The sequence below is a fragment of the Pseudomonas sp. TKO26 genome (genome assembly GCF_003225665.1).
GTDB lineage: Bacteria > Pseudomonadota > Gammaproteobacteria > Pseudomonadales > Pseudomonadaceae > Aquipseudomonas > Aquipseudomonas saponiphila.
In genome coordinates this window covers 305,875-323,553 of the sequence record NZ_QKLN01000005.1, presented here as the reverse complement: position 1 = coordinate 323,553, position 17,679 = coordinate 305,875, and the positions used below count along the sequence as shown (strand labels likewise).

Below are 17,679 nucleotides of genomic sequence, written 5' to 3'. Positions count from 1 at the left end.
AGTGGAAGTATTTAAAACAGAGAATTACTTCTTGAGCACCACAAGCACATCTTCCAATTCGGAAATCATCTGACGGATCAGTTGCTTGTACTGGGTGGTATCGTCTTTGGCCTCATCACCGGACAGGCGCAGGCGTGCACCACCGATGGTGAATCCCTGATCGTAGAGCAGCGCGCGGATTTGCCGGATCATCAGCACATCCTGACGCTGATAATACCGGCGATTTCCGCGGCGCTTGACAGGGTTGAGTTGAGGAAACTCCTGCTCCCAATAACGCAGCACATGCGGCTTGACCGCACAGAGCTCGCTGACTTCACCTATGGTGAAGTAGCGTTTACCCGGGATCACCGGGAGCTCGTCGTTATGACTTGGTTCCAGCATATGCCTCAACTCGGGCCTTCAACTTCTGCCCTGGACGAAAGGTGACCACACGGCGAGCCGTGATTGGGATTTCTTCACCCGTTTTCGGGTTGCGGCCAGGACGCTGGCGTTTATCCCGAAGGTCGAAGTTACCGAAACCGGACAATTTGACCTGTTCGTTATCTTCGAGAGCATGCCTGATTTCTTCAAAGAACAGCTCGACCAATTCCTTGGCCTCGCGTTTATTCAGGCCTAGCTCTTCGTAGAGACGTTCGGCCATTTCAGCTTTCGTCAGAGCCCCCATACGTCACTTCCTTAACGTGGCGTTCAACCTTTGTTCGAGCGAGGTGAGGATATTTTGCGTCGTGGAGTTCACCTCATCGTCATTAAGAGTGCGCGATGGATGCTGCCAGGTCAAGCCGACGGCAAGGCTTTTTCTATGCGGATCAATGCCTTTACCCTGGTACACGTCAAATAGCCTGAGGTCTGTCAGCCATTCACCTGCATTTTCACGAATCACGTCCAGAACGGCGCTCGCCGCAACATCACGATCTGCCAGCAACGCCAGATCTCGACGCACTTCTGGGAAGCGTGACAACTCGTGGAATTTCGGCAAGCGACCTTGAGCCACTTCGCTCAGAACCAGCTCAAACACATAAACTGGACGGTCCAGGCCGAGGGTCTTTGCCAACTCTGGGTGAATCGCTCCCAAATAGCCGATCTCGCGACCATCGCGCTCGATACGCGCAGTCTGACCAGGATGCAGCGCAGGGTGCTTGCCCGGAACGAAAGCGAATGCATCCAGAGCCCCTGCAATCCCCAACACAGCCTCAACGTCCGCCTTGACGTCAAAGAAGTCCACAACATCGCGACCTTGTGCCCAGCCTTCAGGCAAGCGACTGCCACAAACGACGCCCGCAAGCATTGGCTGCTGCTTCAACCCTTCCAGCTGGCCGACGAAACGCAAGCCGCTTTCAAACAAGCGGACACGATCCTGTTGACGGTTCAGGTTGTGCTGAAGCGCCTTGACCAACCCCGGCCACAATGACGAACGCATGGCTGCCATGTCGGCCGAAATCGGGTTGGCCAGCAGTAGCGGTTCGACACCCGGATTGAACAACTCAAAGAGTTTTGGATCGATGAAGCTGTAAGTGATTGCTTCCTGGTAGCCACGTGCAACCAACAAACGCCGCAATGCCGGGAGATCACCTTGCGCTTCCGCCTTGGCCTGAGGGGCCAGACGGGCCTGTGGATAGCGAACCGGCAGACGGTTGTAACCATAGAGACGCGCCAACTCTTCGATCAAATCGACTTCGAGGCTGATATCGAAACGATGGCTCGGCACTTCAACACGCCATTGCCCTGCTCCGTCGGCAGTCACTGCCAGGCCCAGCCCGCTGAGCAGACGCTCAACCTCAGAACCATCCATCGCCATGCCCAACATCTGGGTAATGCGTTCAGCGCGCAAGGTTACAGGCGCTACAGACGGCAAGTGCTGCTCACTGACTGTTTCAATGATCGGGCCCGCGTCACCGCCAGTGATCTCCAGCAGCAGACCGGTCGCACGCTCCATAGCTTCGCGGGCTAGTTGCCAATCCACACCGCGCTCATAGCGATGGGACGCATCAGTGTGCAGGCCATAGGAACGGGCCTTCCCGGCAACCGCGATCTGATCGAAGAACGCGCTTTCCAGGAATACATCACGCGTGTTGGCGGTTACGCCACTGTGCTCACCCCCCATCACACCAGCAATTGCCAGGGCGCGGGCATGGTCAGCGATCACCAGGGTATCGCTACGCAGTGTCACTTCCTGGCCGTCGAGAAGTACCAGCTTCTCGCCCTCTTCCGCCATGCGCACGCGAATGCCACCGTTGATCTCCGCGAGATCAAAAGCATGCAGCGGCTGACCCAGCTCAAGCATCACATAGTTGGTGATGTCCACCGCAGCATCGATGCTGCGTACATCAGCGCGACGCAGGCGCTCAACCATCCACAGCGGGGTAGGCTTGGAAAGATCGACGTTACGAATGACCCGGCCCAAGTAGCGTGGACAGGCGGCTGGAGCCAGGACTTCCACAGGGCGGACTTCCTCATGGGCGGCAACCACTGCTTTCACTTCTGGACGCTGGACCTTCGCCGCGTAGAGCGCGCCAACTTCTCGGGCCAAGCCGGCCAGGGACAGGCAGTCACCGCGGTTTGGCGTCAGATCGACCTCGATACTGGCATCGTCAAGATTCAGGTAGGCACGAATGTCGTCCCCCACCGGGGCATCAACCGGCAACTCCATCAGACCGTCATTACCTTCGCCGATCTGCAGCTCTGCCTGCGAACACAACATGCCGTTGGACTCAACACCACGCAGTTTGGCTTTCTTGATCTTGAAGTCGCCCGGTAGCTCGGCGCCAATCATCGCAAATGGGACTTTCAGCCCTGGGCGCACGTTGGGTGCGCCGCAGACCACTTGGAAAGTTTCCGCTCCATTACTGACCTGGCACACACGCAACTTGTCGGCATCCGGGTGCTGCTCGGTGCTCAACACCTCACCCACCACTACCCCACTGAAAACACCGGCGGCTGGCGTTACGCTATCAACCTCAAGACCGGCCATCGACAGACGAGCAACCAACTCGTCGCGACTTACTTGCGGGCTAACCCAGCCACGCAACCATTGTTCACTGAATTTCATCCTGCTCTCCTAGTAGATTCGTTACGGACGCGCGACTAGCGAAATTGCGCAAGGAACCGCAAGTCGTTGTCGAAGAACAGGCGCAAGTCATTGACACCGTAACGCAGCATGGCCAAGCGCTCGGCGCCCATGCCGAAGGCAAAGCCCTGGAACTCTTCCGGGTCGATCCCGGACATACGCAGCACGTTCGGGTGAACCATGCCGCAACCCATCACCTCCAGCCAGCCAGTCTGCTTGCAGACACGGCAGCCTTTGCCGCTGCACATCACACATTCCATATCAACTTCGGCGGAAGGCTCGGTGAACGGGAAGTAGGAGGGACGGAAACGTACGGCCAGTTCTTTTTCAAAGAACACCCGCAAGAACTCTTCAATGGTGCCTTTCAGGTCAGCGAAGTTGATATCGCGGTCGACCAGCAGGCCTTCGACCTGGTGGAACATTGGTGAGTGGGTGATATCGGAGTCGCTACGATACACACGGCCCGGGCAGACGATGCGAATCGGCGGCTGCTGCGATTCCATGGTGCGGACCTGTACCGGCGAGGTATGGGTGCGCAGCAACATGTTCGCATTGAAATAGAAGGTGTCATGCATCGACCGGGCCGGGTGATGGCCAGGGATGTTGAGCGCCTCAAAGTTGTGATAGTCGTCTTCGACCTCAGGGCCTTCGGCGATGCCATAGCCAATATGGGTAAAGAACTGTTCGATACGTTCCAGGGTCCGTGTAATCGGGTGCAGACCACCAGAGGTCTGGCCACGGCCCGGCAGGGTTACATCAATGCATTCGGCTGCGAGCTTGGCGCTGAGTTCCGCCTCCTCGAAAGCGGCTTTGCGCGCATTGAGAACCTCTGTCACACGCTCCTTGGCCACGTTGATCAGCGCACCGACTTGCGGGCGCTCTTCGGCAGGGAGATTGCCCAGGGTCTTCATCACCTGAGTCAGTTCGCCCTTCTTGCCAAGGAAGTGAACCCGGATCTGCTCCAGGGCATTGATGTCTTCAGCGTGTTGCACGGCCTCAAGTGCTTGAGAAACCAGCGCATCCAGGTTTTCCATGTACAGACTCCAGATACAAAATAGGGGAAGAGCTTGAAGGCTCTTCCCCTATTTATGACGTTTAACACCAGAGCCCACGAAAGGTGAGCCCGGATGACTGTCGGGGGTACTTAAGCCAAGGTGGCTTTAGCTTTCTCGACAATCGCAGCAAACGCCGCTTTTTCGTTCACTGCCAGATCAGCCAGAACCTTACGGTCGATCTCGATGGACGCCTTTTTCAGGCCAGCGATCAAACGGCTGTAAGACAGACCGTTGGTACGAGCACCAGCGTTGATACGAGCGATCCACAGAGCGCGGAACTGACGTTTTTTCTGACGACGGTCACGGTAGGCGTATTGGCCTGCCTTGATTACCGCTTGCTTGGCAACACGGAATACGCGCGAGCGAGCGCCGTAGTAGCCTTTAGCAAGTTTCAGAATTTTTTTGTGACGTTTACGGGCAATGACGCCACGCTTTACACGAGCCATGAGTTACTTCCTCTATTCTTGATCCAAAAATTAACGAAGGCGCAGCATGCGCTCGACTTTTGCCACGTCAGACGGATGCAGCAAGCTGCTACCGCGCAGTTGACGCTTACGCTTGGTCGACATTTTGGTCAGGATGTGGCTCTTGAAAGCGTGCTTGTGCTTGATACCGTTAGCAGTTTTCAGAAACCGCTTAGCAGCACCACTTTTGGTTTTCATCTTTGGCATGTTCGGATACTCCGCATTCAGTTGATAAACATAATCAGAAGGCCTGCCGTGCCCTGTTGATTACTTCTTCTTTTTCGGGGCGATGACCATGATCAGCTGGCGTCCTTCCATCTTAGGATGCTGTTCGACCGAACCGTACTCTTGCAGGTCAGCTTCAACCCGCTTGAGGAGTTCCATCCCCAGCTCCTGGTGGGCCATCTCACGGCCGCGGAATCGCAAGGATACCTTGGCCCTGTCCCCGTCACTCAGGAAACGTACCAGGTTGCGCAGTTTTACCTGGTAATCCCCTTCCTCCGTCCCTGGACGAAACTTGATTTCTTTAACCTGAATCTGCTTCTGGTTCTTCTTCGCAGCGGCAATCTGCTTCTTCTTCTCGAAGATCGACTTGCCGTAATCCATCACCCGGCAAACAGGCGGGACTGCGTCGGCGGAAATTTCCACCAGATCCAGCTTGGCTTCTTCAGCTATACGAAGCGCTTCATCAATCGAGACGATGCCAATCTGCTCGCCGTCAGCGCCAATTAACCGAACCTCGCGTGCCGAGATATTCTCGTTGATCGGGGCTTTCGGTGCAGCTCGTTTATCTTGTCTCATATCACGCTTAATAATAATTACTCCGAATCTTGGCGACCACGCCGGGAAACCGCTTGTGCGAGGAACGCCGAGAATTGGTCCACAGGCATCGAGCCCAGGTCTTCACCTTCACGGGTACGCACAGCGACAGTCTGCATCTCGACCTCCCGATCTCCAATAACCAAGAGATAGGGAACCTTGAGCAAAGTATGCTCGCGGATTTTAAAGCCGATCTTTTCATTTCTCAAGTCGGACTTGGCACGAAATCCGCTTTGATTGAGTGTTTTTTCCACTTCAAGGGCAAAATCTGCCTGTTTATCAGTGATATTCATCACCACGGCCTGAGTCGGAGCCAGCCACGCAGGGAACGCTCCCTCGTAATGCTCGATCAGAATCCCGACAAAACGCTCGAAGGAACCAAGGATAGCCCGGTGCAGCATCACCGGATGCTTGCGGCTATTGTCTTCGGAAACGTATTCAGCGCCCAAACGAATAGGCAGGTTGAAGTCAAGTTGCAAGGTACCGCACTGCCAGACACGCCCCAAGCAGTCCTTCAGCGAAAACTCGATCTTCGGACCGTAGAACGCACCTTCGCCCGGTTGCAGGTCATACGGCAACCCAGCGCTATCCAAAGCGGCAGCCAAGGCATTTTCCGCGCGATCCCACAAGTCATCGGAACCCACGCGTTTTTCAGGACGAGTGGAGAGCTTCATTTCGATGTCTTTAAAGCCGAAGTCGGCATAGACATCCATGGTCAGCTTGATGAAAGCAGCGGACTCGGCCTGCATCTGATCTTCGGTGCAGAAGATGTGCGCATCGTCCTGAGTGAAGCCCCGTACGCGCATGATGCCGTGCAACGCACCTGACGGCTCGTTACGGTGGCAAGCTCCGAACTCGGCCAGGCGCATCGGCAGTTCGCGGTAGCTCTTCAACCCTTGATTGAACACCTGCACATGGCATGGGCAGTTCATTGGCTTGATTGCGTAGTCGCGGCTTTCCGACTCGGTGGTGAACATGTTCTCGGAATAGTTGGCCCAGTGCCCGGACTTTTCCCAAAGACTGCGATCGACCACTTGTGGCGTCTTGATTTCCAGGTAGCCGTTTTCACGCTGCACCTTACGCATGTACTGCTCAAGCACCTGATACAGAGTCCAGCCATTGGGATGCCAGAACACCATGCCTGGTGCTTCTTCCTGGGTATGGAACAGACCCAGACGCTTGCCGATCTTGCGATGGTCGCGCTTTTCGGCCTCCTCGATACGCTGGATGTAGGCGGCGAGCTGCTTCTTGTCCGCCCAGGCAGTACCGTAGACCCGTTGCAACTGCTCGTTCTTGGCGTCACCGCGCCAGTAGGCGCCCGAAAGCTTGGTCAACTTGAAGGATTTCAGGAAGCGCGTGTTCGGCACGTGCGGACCGCGGCACATGTCGACATATTCTTCGTGATAGTACAGGCCCATTGCCTGCTCATTCGGCATGTCCTCCACCAGGCGCAACTTGTAGTCTTCGCCGCGGGACTTGAACACTTCGATGACTTCGGCTCGCGGCGTAACCTTCTTGATCACGTCGTAGTCTTTCTCGATCAACTGCTGCATGCGCTGTTCGATGGCGGCCATGTCCTCGGGCGTGAAAGGACGCTCGTAGGCAATGTCGTAATAGAAGCCTTCATCGATGACCGGACCGATGACCATCTTGGCAGTCGGATACAACTGCTTGACGGCATGCCCCACCAAGTGAGCGCAAGAGTGGCGAATGATCTCCAGCCCCTCTTCGTCCTTTGGCGTGATGATTTGCAAGGTTGCATCGCCGTCGATCACATCACAGGCGTCGACGAGCTTGCCGTTGACCTTACCGGCCAAGGTGGCCTTGGCCAAGCCGGCGCCGATGGATGCGGCGACCTCAGCTACGGAAACCGGGTGATCGAATGAACGTTGACTGCCGTCGGGAAGAGTAATAGTGGGCATGGCGCCTCCTCTCCTAGTGGTGACCCCTACCAAAGGTCACGTGGGTTGGGATGAGCCAGTACGCGATTCAGTCCAGCCGTTCTGTAACAAACGCCTGCCTCACAGTGGCAAGAGCCTTGCGGCCAACCGGGAAACCGAACCAGAGTGACTGGGGTTCACATCAAAAATTAATGAGGCATAGACTGCGAGGGAAGTGAGATACCCAAAGCTTGAAAACACCCAAGCCGGGCATGCTAGCACAGATAAATCCCAGCATCGCGCAGCATGTTTCACGCCCGCCACTTTCCGGCCTTTTGTTGGCAGGAAAGTGAACTTGCGATGTACGCCGAGCCTCAAATACATCGAGAATCGTCGTCCTAGCCATCGACCTCAGGAGAACCCGCCCCATGCGCCTCACCCAACTGTTCGCCCTTGCCGCCCCGCTCGCCCTTCTTCTGCCGTTGAGCGCCCAAGCAGCCTGGCCTGCCGGAACTCGCGCCGACTACATGAAGGACTGCACCGCCGCAGCCAGCCAAAACATCGATGCCAAAAGCGCCGAAAAGCACTGCGCCTGCGGTGCAGACAAGCTGAATGAAAAATTCACCACCGAAGAAATCAAGGAACTGATGAGCAAAACCAAGCAACCCAGCGCAGAACTCAGAACCCGAGCACTGGACGCCATCGCTGCTTGCCGAGCGGTCAAATAACTCGCCCGCGCCGGGAATAGCCCGTATCCAGACCATTCAACGAGCTTGAAACGCGGCCTTTTTCACAATTTACACAGCTTTTACGGGTTTTTTTATCGCCATTTGTTTTCTGCAAAAGCCGCTTAAACCGCGGCCTGCAGCCAACTCGGAGAGCAAAATACGACGGCACACCAGGCAAAGAACTCCTACAGGGGGCTCCCAAGTCGAACATTTCGACTATGATAGCTCGGTGTGCCCAGTTGGCCTGAGCAGCACAGTACTACTGAAAATATATGTTTCTTGGAGATACACCATGTCTAATCGCCAAACCGGCACCGTAAAATGGTTCAACGATGAAAAAGGCTTCGGCTTCATCACTCCTCAAGGTGGCGGTGACGACCTGTTCGTACACTTCAAAGCTATTGAAAGCGACGGTTTCAAAAGCCTGAAAGAAGGCCAAACCGTTTCCTTCGTGGCTGAGAAAGGCCAAAAGGGTATGCAAGCTGCACAAGTTCGTCCTGAGTAATTTCTCAGCGAGCTAAAAAAACCCCGTACATGTGACGGGGTTTTTTGTGGGCGGGTAAAAAGCTACTCAGCCACAATTGACTCGATTCACCACCAGGCTGGCGTCCGTGTTGAGATTCAAGCGGTCGGAACGGTATTCCAGGGTGATCATGTCGTTAGGCTTGAGGAAGCGCGCATATTGCGCCCCAGAACGACTACGAGCCTGCTCCAGCAGCTCTGGAGAAGCCTTCTTGCCGATGGCGAATTCAGCAGCCGATGCTTCACAACGCGTGTGCCCGGACTCAGAGGCTACGGGTTCCTTTGTCGACCCGGCGGTGCTGCATCCACTGAGGACAACGGCGGCCAACAAGGTTCCGAATGAAGCGAGCTTCCAAGGCATGAAGCCTCCTTTTCAAAATTAAGCAGAGTTCGTGCGACAGTCGATTTTGCGTTTGGTTTCAAAAACCAATGGCCTTTTGCCCTGCCCCACAGCTGGCGGACAAGTCTGCCTCAGCCATCGATCCACTTTCACAGGACAATCGTCACCGAATATGAACGGCAATCAATAGATGTCGATATAGTCAAACGCCGGCTTCGGCCAGTTCTGCTTGAGCGCATTGAAAATCTGCATCACCCAGACCTCATCACTGGCCGCCACGTTGCCGACATAACCGGATCCCGCCGCCCAGGTTTCCAGGCGAAACAACAAGCCCTCGATCTCGGCACCGCCCACGACTCCCGAAGAGATGTAGGCCATTCCACCCTTGGTGACACGTAACTGGGTATGCACGCTATCACTGGCCGAAGCCAGAAGCTGACGCACCGCCTCCAGGGTCAGGGCATCAGGCTGGTTCAAATCGATTTGCACGGTGGCTTCCTTGAGCGCAGGAAAGGCGCCAGTGTCGCACAGCACCTGCCTGATGCCTAAGTCGCAGTGCCAAATGCCCGGCAACATGGTTAACTCTGCGCCGTAGCAAACACCTGCCCAGGCCTGACCTGAGGCCCGCCTTATCCGAATTCGTGAGACCTTCATGGCTACCGTGAGTATTGACGCCGACATCAAAGCCAAATGGCCCCAGGGCCAGTGCTCCTACAGCCCAGGAAGCCCGGAAGAGTTGGCAATCATTGGCATAGATCTGCTGGTCAAGGAGCTGGGAACCCAGTCAGCCCGCGCATTCATCGAGCAGGTATTCGAGAAATACCCAGCCGACCACTTGGGCGCCCAGGACCCGGAACGGGAATAGCACCCCGCAGGTCGTGCCTGCGGGGGTGCGACTTACTTGAGACGGGCCAGACGCTCGGTGAGCAGATCGAAGAAGCCCTGAGCATCGCCATTCTCAACCCAGAACACGTTCTTTTCCTGCTTCAGGCCGTCGTACCAGTCGACGATGGTCTGGCCGAAGGTCGGCCCTTCGCGACTGTCGACGACCATGTTGGCCTGGCGCCCGGTGAACAACTCGGGCTTCAGGAGGTAAGCGATCACGGTAGCGTCATGCACCGGACCACCGGGAATCCCGTAGTGCTCCATGTCGCCCTTGACGTACTCGTTGAGGATATCCCCCACCACTTTGCTGGCATTGTTGTTCAGGGCCGCGATCTTCTGCAGACGCGCGTCACTGGTCAGCACCTTGTGCGTCACATCCAAGGGCAAGTAGGTCAACTTGACGCCACTCTTGAGCACCACTTCCGCGGCCTGTGGGTCGGCGAACAGGTTGAACTCGGCCACCGGCGTAATGTTGCCGCCATTGAAATGCGCACCGCCCATGACCACCACCTCCTTGATGCCTTGGGTGATATCCGGAGCCTGGATCAGCGCCAGCGCCAGGTTGGTCTGCGGACCGAGCATGGCGATGGTGATGCTGTGGGGCTTGGCTGAACGCAAGGTGTCGATCAGGTAGTTCACCGCATTACCCTTGGCCAGAGGCGCCTTGGGCTCATGCACGGCCACCCCGGAGATGCCCTCCTTGCCGTGGATATTCTCGGCGTAGATCGGCGTGCGCAGCAGTGGCTTGGGCGCCCCTGCATAGACCGGCACTTCATCGCGCCCCGCCCACTCACGAGCCAGCCGAGCATTGCGCGAGGTCTTGTCCAGGCGCACGTTGCCCGCCACCGTGGTCAAGGCACGGATGTGCAGCTCTTCGGGCGAGGCCAGGGCGAACAGCAGGGCCACCACATCGTCGGCCCCCGGATCGGTATCGATGATCAGATCGATTTTTTCCGCCGCCTGAGCGCCGGTAGCAGTGAGCAGAGACAAAAGCAGCAGACTCCGGAACCAGTGATTGAATAGCTGAGCATAGCGGTGCATGGCGCACTCCTTGTGCAGGGTATGAAAAGGCCTAGAAAGTCACCCCGGCAACCAGGGCGATGTTGCAATAGGGCTGGCACTCTCCCGTGCGGACCACCGCCCGGGCCTGTCGACAGAGCACCTTGAAATTTTCGTGACTGAGCAGTTTGCGCGCCCCCAGCTGGCCATTGAGGTCCAGCTCATCGAGCCCCGACAGAGGCTGCGGCCGCTTGCGCAGAATCTCCTCGGCCAGCACATGACTCTCCACCTGCATCTCACTGAGCAGCACCTTCAGCGTGCCGAGAAAATCGGGAACGCCGTGGGTCAGGGCCAAGTCGATCAACTCGACGCCCGCAGGCACCGGCAGACCGGCATCACCAATCACCACGATGTCGCCGTGCCCCAGGGAGGCGATCAAGCGTGACAGGGCAATATTGAGCAAAGGGGTCTTTTTCATGAGGGTGCAAACGCCTGAACGTCGGACAGCGTGGGAATGGAAGGTTGTGCGCCAGCCCGGGTCACCGACAACGCCGCGGCGACCTGACCAAAGCGGATCGCTTCGACCTCGCTCTTGCCGGCAGCCAGAGCCGCGGCAAAACCACCGACAAAGGTGTCTCCCGCCGCGGTAGTGTCAACGGCCTTGACCTTGGGTGCCGGGAAATACTCACAGCTGCGGCCATCAGCAAACAGCGAGCCTTGCGCCCCCAGGGTAATGATGACCTTGCCGGCGCCAGCGGCGATCAAACGACCGGCCGCCACCTCGGCGCTTTCCAGGGAGTCCACGGTCACCCCACTGAGCGCCGAAGCCTCGCTTTCATTGGGAATCAGGTAATCGATAGAGCCATACCACTGGCCCGGCAGCGGCGCGCTGGCCGGCGCCGGATTGAGAATCACCGTCTTGCCCAGCTCGCGCCCGCGCTTGAGGGTGTAGCCCACCGTCGCCGTGGGCACTTCCAGCTGGCAAATGATCACCTCAGCCTCCTGCAGCACCCGATCGAATCCTGCGACCTTCTCGGGACTGAGCAGACCATTGCCGCCAGCGACAATGACAATCGCATTCTGACTGCTGTCATCCACCACGATCAGGGCCACGCCGCTGGAGCCCTCGACCACGCTGACAGCCTGGCAATCGATCTGCTCGGCGAGCAAGGCGCCACGCAGTTGCTCGCCATAGGCGTCATCGCCGACACAGCCAACCATCGAGACCTGCGCCCCGAGCCGCGCCGCGGCTACCGCCTGATTGGCCCCCTTGCCACCGGATACCGTGGCGAAGGACTTGCCAATCAGCGTCTCGCCCCCGCGGGGCAGGCGCTCGGCCCGGGTGACCAGGTCCATGTTAAGGCTTCCCACTACCACTACTTTTGCTGGCATACATCGATACTCAATCATTTGGGTTCAGCGGTATTCGGCAAAGGCACCGCCAAGCGGCGCCGTGGATTCCCGCAAGACAATATTCGGCTTCACGATGCGCTGGTCGACCGGCAACTCCCGCGAGGCGATCCTGCGCAGCAGCAACTCTGCCGCAGTCTCGCCCAGCTGCAGGATCGACTGGCCGACCGTGGTCAGCGCCGGGTAGACATAGCGACTCATGAGAATGTCGTCGAAGCCAATCACCGAGAGCTGGCCGGGCACGCGGATATTGCGTTCCGCAGCCGCCCGCAGCACGCCGATACCCATCATGTCGTTGCCAGCGAATATCGCGCTGGGCCGGCTGGGGCCATCGAGCAACTGTGCCGCCGCCAGATAACCACCGGTGCTACTGAAATCACTTTCCAGAAGGCGCGAGGCCGGTACTGCAACCCCTGCTTCGTGCAACGCCTGATGAAAGCCCGCCAGACGCAACTGCGCCACGCTGGTCTGGGCCGGCCCACCAATGCAGGCAATGTCGCGATGCCCCAGGTCCAACAGGTGCCGGGTCGCCAGGTAGGCACCGTACTGGTGGTCGATGCGCACCAGGTCGGCGTCCACGCCCTCCAGCCCGCGGTCGACGATCACCATCGGCGTGCGCACCCCGGCCAGGCCCTGGGCCAGGCCGCTGTCGCCTCCGGCGGAGGTCACGATCAAGCCGTCGATGCGTTTTTCCAGCAGCACCCGCAAGTAGTTGCGCTGCTTCTGCGGGTTGTCGTCGGAGTTGCAGAGAATCACGCAGTAGCCGTTGCGCTCGCAGTAGTCCTCGATCCCCCGCGCCAGCTCGGCAAAGTACGGGTTGAGGCTGTTGGGCACCAGCAAACCTATGGTGGCCGTGGTCTTGGCCTTCAGCGAACGCGCCACCGCGCTGGGTACATAATCCAGGCGCTTGATCGCCGCTTCGACCTTGACCCGAACCTCCTCGCTGACCGGGCGTGTCTTGTTCAGTACATGGGACACCGTGGTGTAGGAAATCCCCGCCAGCGCCGCCACATCCTTAATGGTTGCCATGAATCAAACCCGCCGATTGGCGCGCTGGCTGCGATAGGTGTCCAGCACCACGGCAATCACAATGACCGCACCGGTGATGATGCGCTTGGTCGGTTCGGATGCGCCGATTTGCGCCAGGCCCGCAGCCAGCACGGAAATAATCAAGACGCCAAAGAAGGTACTGATCACCGAACCGCGTCCGCCCATCAGGCTGGTGCCGCCGATCACCACCGCGGCGATGACCTGCAACTCCAGACCGGAGCCCGCATTCGGGTCTGCCGCTTCCAGGCGAGAAATTTGAAACAGCGCCGCAATGCCCGCCAACAACCCCATCAGGCTGAACACCAGGATCTTGTAGGGTTTGGGGTTGATCCCCGCCAGGCGCACCGCTTCTTCGTTGGTACCGATGCCGATCAGGTAGCGGCCGAACACGGTGCGCGTCAGCACCGCCTGGGCCAGAAAGATAATCAGCAGGGCAATGATAAACGACGGCGAAATGCCAAAGGCAATCGGATTCGACAGCCAGGCAAAGGCGTCGCCGATATAGGCGGTGCGCGAGCCGGTCATCTGGTAGGCCACGCCCCGGGCCATTTCCAGCACCCCCAGGGAAACGATGAACGACGGAATGCGCCAGGCCACGGTGATCGATCCGGTGATGGTTCCCGCCAGCGCCGCACACGCCATGCCCAGCAACGCCGCAGGTACCACGCTCCAGCCCCAGCCGAGGATCGCCACGCTGACCGTCGAAGCGGCCAGGGCCAGCACCGAGCCAACGGACAAATCGATGCCGCCGATGATCAGCACAAAGGTCATGCCCACCGCCAGCACCATCAGGTCGGGAATCTGGTTGGCCAGGGTGCTGAACGTGTCATAGGAGAGGAAGTGGCTGCTGAGCAGGGAGAACAGAACAATCATCCCCAACAAGGCCCCCGCCAGCCCCAGGTAAGTGCCGAGGCCGTAGTAATGGCCGCCTCGCTTGCCGCTTGCAGGTGCAGTATTCATGGTGCATTCCTAGGCGCCACTTCATTGAGCAGCGCATCTCGTTTCTGATAGCCGGCAAAGGCGGCGGCAAGCAATTCGTCCTGGGTCCAGCTGTCACGCTCGAAGGTGTCGATCAGACGTCCGGCAGACAGCACGCCGATGCGGTCGCAGATCAGCATCAACTCGCGCAAGTCGCTGGACACCACCACCAGAGCCTTGCCCTGGCGGGTCAACTCGCCCAGCAGGCCGTAGATATCGAACTTGGCGCCGACATCGATGCCGCGAGTGGGTTCGTCGAACAGCAGCACCGAGCAGTCGCGCTCCAGCCAGCGACCGATCACTACTTTCTGCTGGTTGCCGCCGGACAATTCACTGACCCGTTGCGCCGGGCTGGAACTGCGAATGCGCATGGCGTCGATCTGCCGCCGAGCCAACTGCTCCTCGTCCTGGCCATTGACCAGGCCACGACGGGAAATCGCCGGCATATTGCCCAGGGCGATATTGGCGCTGATCGACTGGGTCAGCAGCAGGCCCTCTCCCTTGCGGTCCTCGGTGATCAGGGCAATACCGTTGGCCACGGCGTCCACCGGCGAACGAATGCTCACAGGCCGCGCCGGCGTCCCCAGGGCAATGCTGCCACTGTCGGCAGCATCGGCGCCGAAGATCAGGCGCAACAGCTCGGTACGCCCGGCGCCTATCAGCCCGGAAATCCCGAAGATCTCGCCGCTGCGCACCGTAAACGACACATCGCGAACCTTGTCCGAACGGCAAAGGTTGCTCACCGTCAGCGCCGGGGCGCCGATCTTGCGCTCACCCAGATCGATATGCTCGCCCAGCTCGCGCCCCACCATCAGGTTCACCAACTGCTCGCTGTTGTAGTTGGCCATGGGCTCGACACAGACCAGGCAACCATCGCGCAATACGGCAATGCGCTGGGCAATCCGGGACAGTTCTTCCAGGCGATGGGAGATATAGATGATCGATACACCCCGAGCCTGCAGACGGGCGATCTGCTCGAAAAGCATCTCCACCTCGCGAGCCGTGAGCATGGCCGTGGGCTCATCAAGAATCAGCACATGGCAGTCGCCGATCAGGTTGCGGGCAATCTCCACCATTTGCTGATGGCCGATGCCCAACTCGCCCACCAGGGTGTCAGGATCGATGGCGTCCAGGCCGACCTGGGCCATGGCTTCGATCGCCGCCTTGCGCAGTTGCTTGCGGCTGATCCAACCGCCATTGCTGGGCAGGTTGTCGAGAAACAGGTTCTCGGCCACCGACAGGGTCGGCAGCAGGTTGAGCTCCTGCATGACCATGCGGATACCCAGCTCCTCAGCCTGGGTGCGGCTAGCGGGACGATAGTCCTGACCATTGAACTGCATGTGCCCGATGGTCGGACTGACCAGGCCACCGATGATCTTCGACAGGGTACTCTTGCCGGCACCGTTTTCCCCGGTCAGGGCCAGCACCTCGCCGCGCAGCAGCGTCAGGTCGATGCCGGTCAGTACCGGTTGTGCATAGGTCTTACCGATACCGCTGACCGAAAGGACAGCGTTCGCAGCGGAAACTGACATAGGAAACTCTCCATGCGCTCACCCTTGCGGGCGAGCGCCGTTGGGCCGTCGCAACGACTATTTGGTGACCAGCTCAACCGGAGTTTCGATCACGCCATTGGCACCGCTGTCGACCTTCTCGCCCTTGAGGATCTTCAGCGCCGTCTCGATACCGAACACCGCCTGCTTGGCGGCGAACTGATCGGCAGTGGCCAGGACCCGGCCATCCTTGAGCATCGGCTTGATGGCGTTGATATTGTCGTAGCCCACTACCTGGACCTTGCCCGCCTTGCCGGCGGCCCGCACAGCGGACACCGCCCCTACCGCCATGCTGTCGTTGCCGGCCAGCAACGCCTTGAGATTCGGATACTCGCTGAGCATGGCCGAGGCGACGCGGTTGCCGGCGTCTATCTCCCAGTCACCCGATTGCAGCGACACCACCTTGATCTGCGCGGCCTCCATTGCGTCCTTGAAGCCGGCGGTGCGCTGTTGCGCGTTGGTGGTGGTGGAGACACCTTCGATGATCCCGACTTCATCCCCAGCCTTGAGTTGCTTGGCCAGGTACTCACCCACCAGGCGTGCGCCCTTGCGGTTGTCCGGCCCGACGAAAGGCACGCTGATGTTCTTGCTCTTGAGCACCCCGGGATCGAGTTGGTTATCGATATTGATCACCGTGATCCCGGCGTCCACCGCCTTCTTGATCACCGGCACCATCGCCTTGGAGTCGGCGGGAGCAATCACCAGGGCATTAACCTTGGAGACGATCATCTGCTCGACGATACGGATCTGGTTGGCGGTATCGGTTTCGTCCTTGATGCCGTTGGACACCAGGTCGAAATCGCCGGAGTGCTCTTTCTGATAAGCCTTGGCACCGTCTTCCATGGTCAGGAAAAACTCGTTGGCCAGGGATTTCATGACCAGGGCGACCTTGGGTTTCTGCGGGGTGTCGGCCAGAGCCGAAGAGACAGGAAGGACAGCGGATGCAGCGGCCAAAACGGCGACAGCGAGTAGACGTCCAGCAAAGGGCAGCTTCATGGGTTCACTCCGATCTTATGATTATTGTGAGCAGCGTTCGCCCGGCGGGGCCACCAGGTTAGCGGTGGCGCTGGCCGACGCCATGCATCGGAAAGATAGACGTTCAGCGTTTCCCGAGCACCGCGCAAACGTTTGCGTAAAACGAACTATGCGAACCTCGCCAGAGTTTGTCAACGCGGTTCAATCTGCAATCAGAGAGCCTAAGCAGCCATTCGCAGCCGGCCGCTTGGAGAAGAACCTGTCCGAAAAATGCTCCCGGACAGGCTGATGATTCAGGCGGAGGTATTCACCAGACCACCGGAGGAGGAGGAAGACTCCTTGGCCAACTCCTGTACCAGTTTGCCCGAAACCTCTGCCAGGGCACCGTTGGTAGCGGCGACCTGCCCTTGAATGGCCATGACTGTCGTCTGCTTGGCCTCGGGGGTTGGGTAGTTGGCGGCCTGGGCGGCAGCCAGCTGCTGTTGCTGCTCTCGAAGTTGCTGCTGCAGTTCCTCCATGCGCTTGAGCAGCATCTTTACCACGATGCTGTGATTGTCTGAGCTTGAGCTTTTGCTTTCAGACTGTTCGGCCTGCTTGCTGGAACCGACTCGCAAGCTACCCGACTCGTCGGTGCCCAGCGCGCTAGACGCCTGCTCGGCGGTGGCATCGTTCAATGCAGCGATGGTCGCGGGTGACTTGCCATTGATCAGAATGGCTCCTGCCCCTGGAAATCCGACTGACAGTGACATGGGAACTCCTGGTGAAAAATCCTAGAAGGATCATCGACCGCCGCAGAACATTCTTTAATGAATATGCAAGAAGTCGCTTCAGGGCTGACGACGAGTATTTTCGGATAGCCGAACACAGCGCTGCACAAATGTTCGGAAACCCGGACACCGCTTGACTCAACGCGACCACAAACAGAAATAAAATTGATATGAATCAGTAACTTAAAATACC

21 protein-coding genes are annotated in these 17,679 nt (G+C 58.4%); 3 read left to right on the top strand and 18 right to left on the bottom strand.

The window, feature by feature from the left end:
* Nucleotides 1-24: 24 nt before the first annotated feature.
* From DNK59_RS10435 to thrS, 8 genes are all read right to left on the bottom strand, one after another.
* The gene (locus DNK59_RS10435) at nucleotides 25-381 is read right to left on the bottom strand and encodes a MerR family transcriptional regulator (RefSeq protein ID WP_007920509.1); all 357 of its coding nucleotides are present in this window, start codon (nucleotides 379-381) and stop codon (nucleotides 25-27) included.
* Nucleotides 362-664, bottom strand: a complete 303-nt coding sequence (ihfA, locus tag DNK59_RS10430) for an integration host factor subunit alpha (protein WP_002553164.1) — start codon at nucleotides 662-664, stop codon at nucleotides 362-364. The genes DNK59_RS10435 and ihfA overlap by 20 nt, the downstream gene beginning before the upstream one ends.
* A 3-nt stretch (nucleotides 665-667) precedes the next feature.
* Complete coding sequence (gene pheT, locus DNK59_RS10425) at nucleotides 668-3,046, bottom strand: phenylalanine--tRNA ligase subunit beta (protein ID WP_110723125.1); 2,379 nt, start codon at nucleotides 3,044-3,046, stop codon at nucleotides 668-670.
* Nucleotides 3,047-3,081: 35 nt separating this feature from the next.
* Nucleotides 3,082-4,098, bottom strand: a complete 1,017-nt coding sequence (pheS, locus tag DNK59_RS10420; RefSeq protein ID WP_011060419.1) for a phenylalanine--tRNA ligase subunit alpha — start codon at nucleotides 4,096-4,098, stop codon at nucleotides 3,082-3,084.
* A 110-nt stretch (nucleotides 4,099-4,208) separates the two neighbouring features.
* The gene (rplT, locus tag DNK59_RS10415) at nucleotides 4,209-4,565 is read right to left on the bottom strand and encodes a 50S ribosomal protein L20 (protein ID WP_016963673.1); all 357 of its coding nucleotides are present in this window, start codon (nucleotides 4,563-4,565) and stop codon (nucleotides 4,209-4,211) included.
* Between the two features lie 30 nt (nucleotides 4,566-4,595).
* Complete coding sequence (gene rpmI, locus DNK59_RS10410; RefSeq protein ID WP_002553160.1) at nucleotides 4,596-4,790, bottom strand: 50S ribosomal protein L35; 195 nt, start codon at nucleotides 4,788-4,790, stop codon at nucleotides 4,596-4,598.
* A 60-nt stretch (nucleotides 4,791-4,850) separates the two neighbouring features.
* The gene (infC, locus tag DNK59_RS10405) at nucleotides 4,851-5,402 is read right to left on the bottom strand and encodes a translation initiation factor IF-3 (RefSeq protein WP_169893379.1); all 552 of its coding nucleotides are present in this window, start codon (nucleotides 5,400-5,402) and stop codon (nucleotides 4,851-4,853) included.
* Complete coding sequence (thrS, locus tag DNK59_RS10400; protein ID WP_092316413.1) at nucleotides 5,402-7,324, bottom strand: threonine--tRNA ligase; 1,923 nt, start codon at nucleotides 7,322-7,324, stop codon at nucleotides 5,402-5,404. Before thrS ends, infC begins: the two co-directional genes overlap by 1 nt.
* Nucleotides 7,325-7,710: 386 nt before the next feature.
* Here thrS and DNK59_RS10395 point away from each other — a divergent pair, with 386 nt between their 5' ends.
* Together DNK59_RS10395 and DNK59_RS10390 are read left to right on the top strand one after the other, a co-directional pair.
* Nucleotides 7,711-8,010, top strand: coding sequence for a hypothetical protein (locus DNK59_RS10395; RefSeq protein ID WP_110723124.1), 300 nt, complete (start codon nucleotides 7,711-7,713; stop codon nucleotides 8,008-8,010).
* A gap of 292 nt (nucleotides 8,011-8,302) precedes the next feature.
* Complete coding sequence (locus DNK59_RS10390; protein WP_003179963.1) at nucleotides 8,303-8,515, top strand: cold-shock protein; 213 nt, start codon at nucleotides 8,303-8,305, stop codon at nucleotides 8,513-8,515.
* Between the two features lie 66 nt (nucleotides 8,516-8,581).
* Here DNK59_RS10390 and DNK59_RS10385 read toward each other — a convergent pair whose 3' ends face one another.
* On the bottom strand, nucleotides 8,582-8,893 hold the full coding sequence (locus DNK59_RS10385; RefSeq protein ID WP_060838435.1) for an I78 family peptidase inhibitor: 312 nt from the start codon (nucleotides 8,891-8,893) through the stop codon (nucleotides 8,582-8,584).
* 162 nt (nucleotides 8,894-9,055) lie between these two features.
* Complete coding sequence (locus tag DNK59_RS10380; RefSeq protein WP_042940719.1) at nucleotides 9,056-9,361, bottom strand: hypothetical protein; 306 nt, start codon at nucleotides 9,359-9,361, stop codon at nucleotides 9,056-9,058.
* 163 nt (nucleotides 9,362-9,524) lie between these two features.
* Here DNK59_RS10380 and DNK59_RS10375 point away from each other — a divergent pair, with 163 nt between their 5' ends.
* A complete protein-coding gene (locus tag DNK59_RS10375; protein ID WP_092316417.1) occupies nucleotides 9,525-9,737 on the top strand; it encodes a hypothetical protein in 213 nt (70 codons plus the stop codon).
* Nucleotides 9,738-9,769: 32 nt separating this feature from the next.
* Here DNK59_RS10375 and DNK59_RS10370 read toward each other — a convergent pair whose 3' ends face one another.
* From DNK59_RS10370 to DNK59_RS10335, 8 genes are all read right to left on the bottom strand, one after another.
* Nucleotides 9,770-10,798: a nucleoside hydrolase gene (locus tag DNK59_RS10370; protein ID WP_110723123.1), complete on the bottom strand. Its 1,029-nt coding sequence runs from the start codon at nucleotides 10,796-10,798 to the stop codon at nucleotides 9,770-9,772.
* Between the two features lie 31 nt (nucleotides 10,799-10,829).
* Entirely contained in the window at nucleotides 10,830-11,234 is a 405-nt protein-coding gene (rbsD, locus tag DNK59_RS10365) for a D-ribose pyranase (protein ID WP_110723122.1), read from the bottom strand.
* Entirely contained in the window at nucleotides 11,231-12,148 is a 918-nt protein-coding gene (rbsK, locus tag DNK59_RS10360) for a ribokinase (RefSeq protein ID WP_110723121.1), read from the bottom strand. Before rbsK ends, rbsD begins: the two co-directional genes overlap by 4 nt.
* Nucleotides 12,149-12,172: 24 nt before the next feature.
* On the bottom strand, nucleotides 12,173-13,195 hold the full coding sequence (locus DNK59_RS10355; RefSeq protein ID WP_092316425.1) for a LacI family DNA-binding transcriptional regulator: 1,023 nt from the start codon (nucleotides 13,193-13,195) through the stop codon (nucleotides 12,173-12,175).
* 3 nt (nucleotides 13,196-13,198) lie between these two features.
* On the bottom strand, nucleotides 13,199-14,176 hold the full coding sequence (locus DNK59_RS10350) for an ABC transporter permease (protein ID WP_092316427.1): 978 nt from the start codon (nucleotides 14,174-14,176) through the stop codon (nucleotides 13,199-13,201).
* Nucleotides 14,173-15,726, bottom strand: a complete 1,554-nt coding sequence (locus DNK59_RS10345) for a sugar ABC transporter ATP-binding protein (protein ID WP_110723120.1) — start codon at nucleotides 15,724-15,726, stop codon at nucleotides 14,173-14,175. The genes DNK59_RS10350 and DNK59_RS10345 overlap by 4 nt, the downstream gene beginning before the upstream one ends.
* Nucleotides 15,727-15,783: 57 nt before the next feature.
* Nucleotides 15,784-16,740 (bottom strand): sugar ABC transporter substrate-binding protein, encoded by a 957-nt coding sequence (locus tag DNK59_RS10340; RefSeq protein WP_110723119.1) that lies wholly within the window; start codon nucleotides 16,738-16,740, stop codon nucleotides 15,784-15,786.
* A gap of 272 nt (nucleotides 16,741-17,012) precedes the next feature.
* Entirely contained in the window at nucleotides 17,013-17,468 is a 456-nt protein-coding gene (locus DNK59_RS10335) for a hypothetical protein (protein ID WP_110723118.1), read from the bottom strand.
* Between the last annotated feature and the right edge of the window lie 211 nt (nucleotides 17,469-17,679).

What these genes read in the sequence shown, in the direction of transcription:
- rbsK (WP_110723121.1), bottom strand. Translation starts at nt 12,148, where the DNA reads ATGCCAGCAAAAGTAGTGGTAGTGGGAAGCCTTAACATGGACCTGGTC.
- DNK59_RS10370 (WP_110723123.1), bottom strand. Translation starts at nt 10,798, where the DNA reads ATGCACCGCTATGCTCAGCTATTCAATCACTGGTTCCGGAGTCTGCTG.
- DNK59_RS10375 (WP_092316417.1), top strand. Translation starts at nt 9,525, where the DNA reads ATGGCTACCGTGAGTATTGACGCCGACATCAAAGCCAAATGGCCCCAG.
- ihfA (WP_002553164.1), bottom strand. Translation starts at nt 664, where the DNA reads ATGGGGGCTCTGACGAAAGCTGAAATGGCCGAACGTCTCTACGAAGAG.
- thrS (WP_092316413.1), bottom strand. Translation starts at nt 7,324, where the DNA reads ATGCCCACTATTACTCTTCCCGACGGCAGTCAACGTTCATTCGATCAC.
- DNK59_RS10345 (WP_110723120.1), bottom strand. Translation starts at nt 15,726, where the DNA reads ATGTCAGTTTCCGCTGCGAACGCTGTCCTTTCGGTCAGCGGTATCGGT.
- rbsD (WP_110723122.1), bottom strand. Translation starts at nt 11,234, where the DNA reads ATGAAAAAGACCCCTTTGCTCAATATTGCCCTGTCACGCTTGATCGCC.
- DNK59_RS10340 (WP_110723119.1), bottom strand. Translation starts at nt 16,740, where the DNA reads ATGAAGCTGCCCTTTGCTGGACGTCTACTCGCTGTCGCCGTTTTGGCC.
- DNK59_RS10350 (WP_092316427.1), bottom strand. Translation starts at nt 14,176, where the DNA reads ATGAATACTGCACCTGCAAGCGGCAAGCGAGGCGGCCATTACTACGGC.
- pheS (WP_011060419.1), bottom strand. Translation starts at nt 4,098, where the DNA reads ATGGAAAACCTGGATGCGCTGGTTTCTCAAGCACTTGAGGCCGTGCAA.
- DNK59_RS10385 (WP_060838435.1), bottom strand. Translation starts at nt 8,893, where the DNA reads ATGCCTTGGAAGCTCGCTTCATTCGGAACCTTGTTGGCCGCCGTTGTC.
- DNK59_RS10390 (WP_003179963.1), top strand. Translation starts at nt 8,303, where the DNA reads ATGTCTAATCGCCAAACCGGCACCGTAAAATGGTTCAACGATGAAAAA.
- rpmI (WP_002553160.1), bottom strand. Translation starts at nt 4,790, where the DNA reads ATGCCAAAGATGAAAACCAAAAGTGGTGCTGCTAAGCGGTTTCTGAAA.
- DNK59_RS10435 (WP_007920509.1), bottom strand. Translation starts at nt 381, where the DNA reads ATGCTGGAACCAAGTCATAACGACGAGCTCCCGGTGATCCCGGGTAAA.
- DNK59_RS10355 (WP_092316425.1), bottom strand. Translation starts at nt 13,195, where the DNA reads ATGGCAACCATTAAGGATGTGGCGGCGCTGGCGGGGATTTCCTACACC.
- rplT (WP_016963673.1), bottom strand. Translation starts at nt 4,565, where the DNA reads ATGGCTCGTGTAAAGCGTGGCGTCATTGCCCGTAAACGTCACAAAAAA.
- DNK59_RS10335 (WP_110723118.1), bottom strand. Translation starts at nt 17,468, where the DNA reads ATGTCACTGTCAGTCGGATTTCCAGGGGCAGGAGCCATTCTGATCAAT.
- DNK59_RS10395 (WP_110723124.1), top strand. Translation starts at nt 7,711, where the DNA reads ATGCGCCTCACCCAACTGTTCGCCCTTGCCGCCCCGCTCGCCCTTCTT.
- pheT (WP_110723125.1), bottom strand. Translation starts at nt 3,046, where the DNA reads ATGAAATTCAGTGAACAATGGTTGCGTGGCTGGGTTAGCCCGCAAGTA.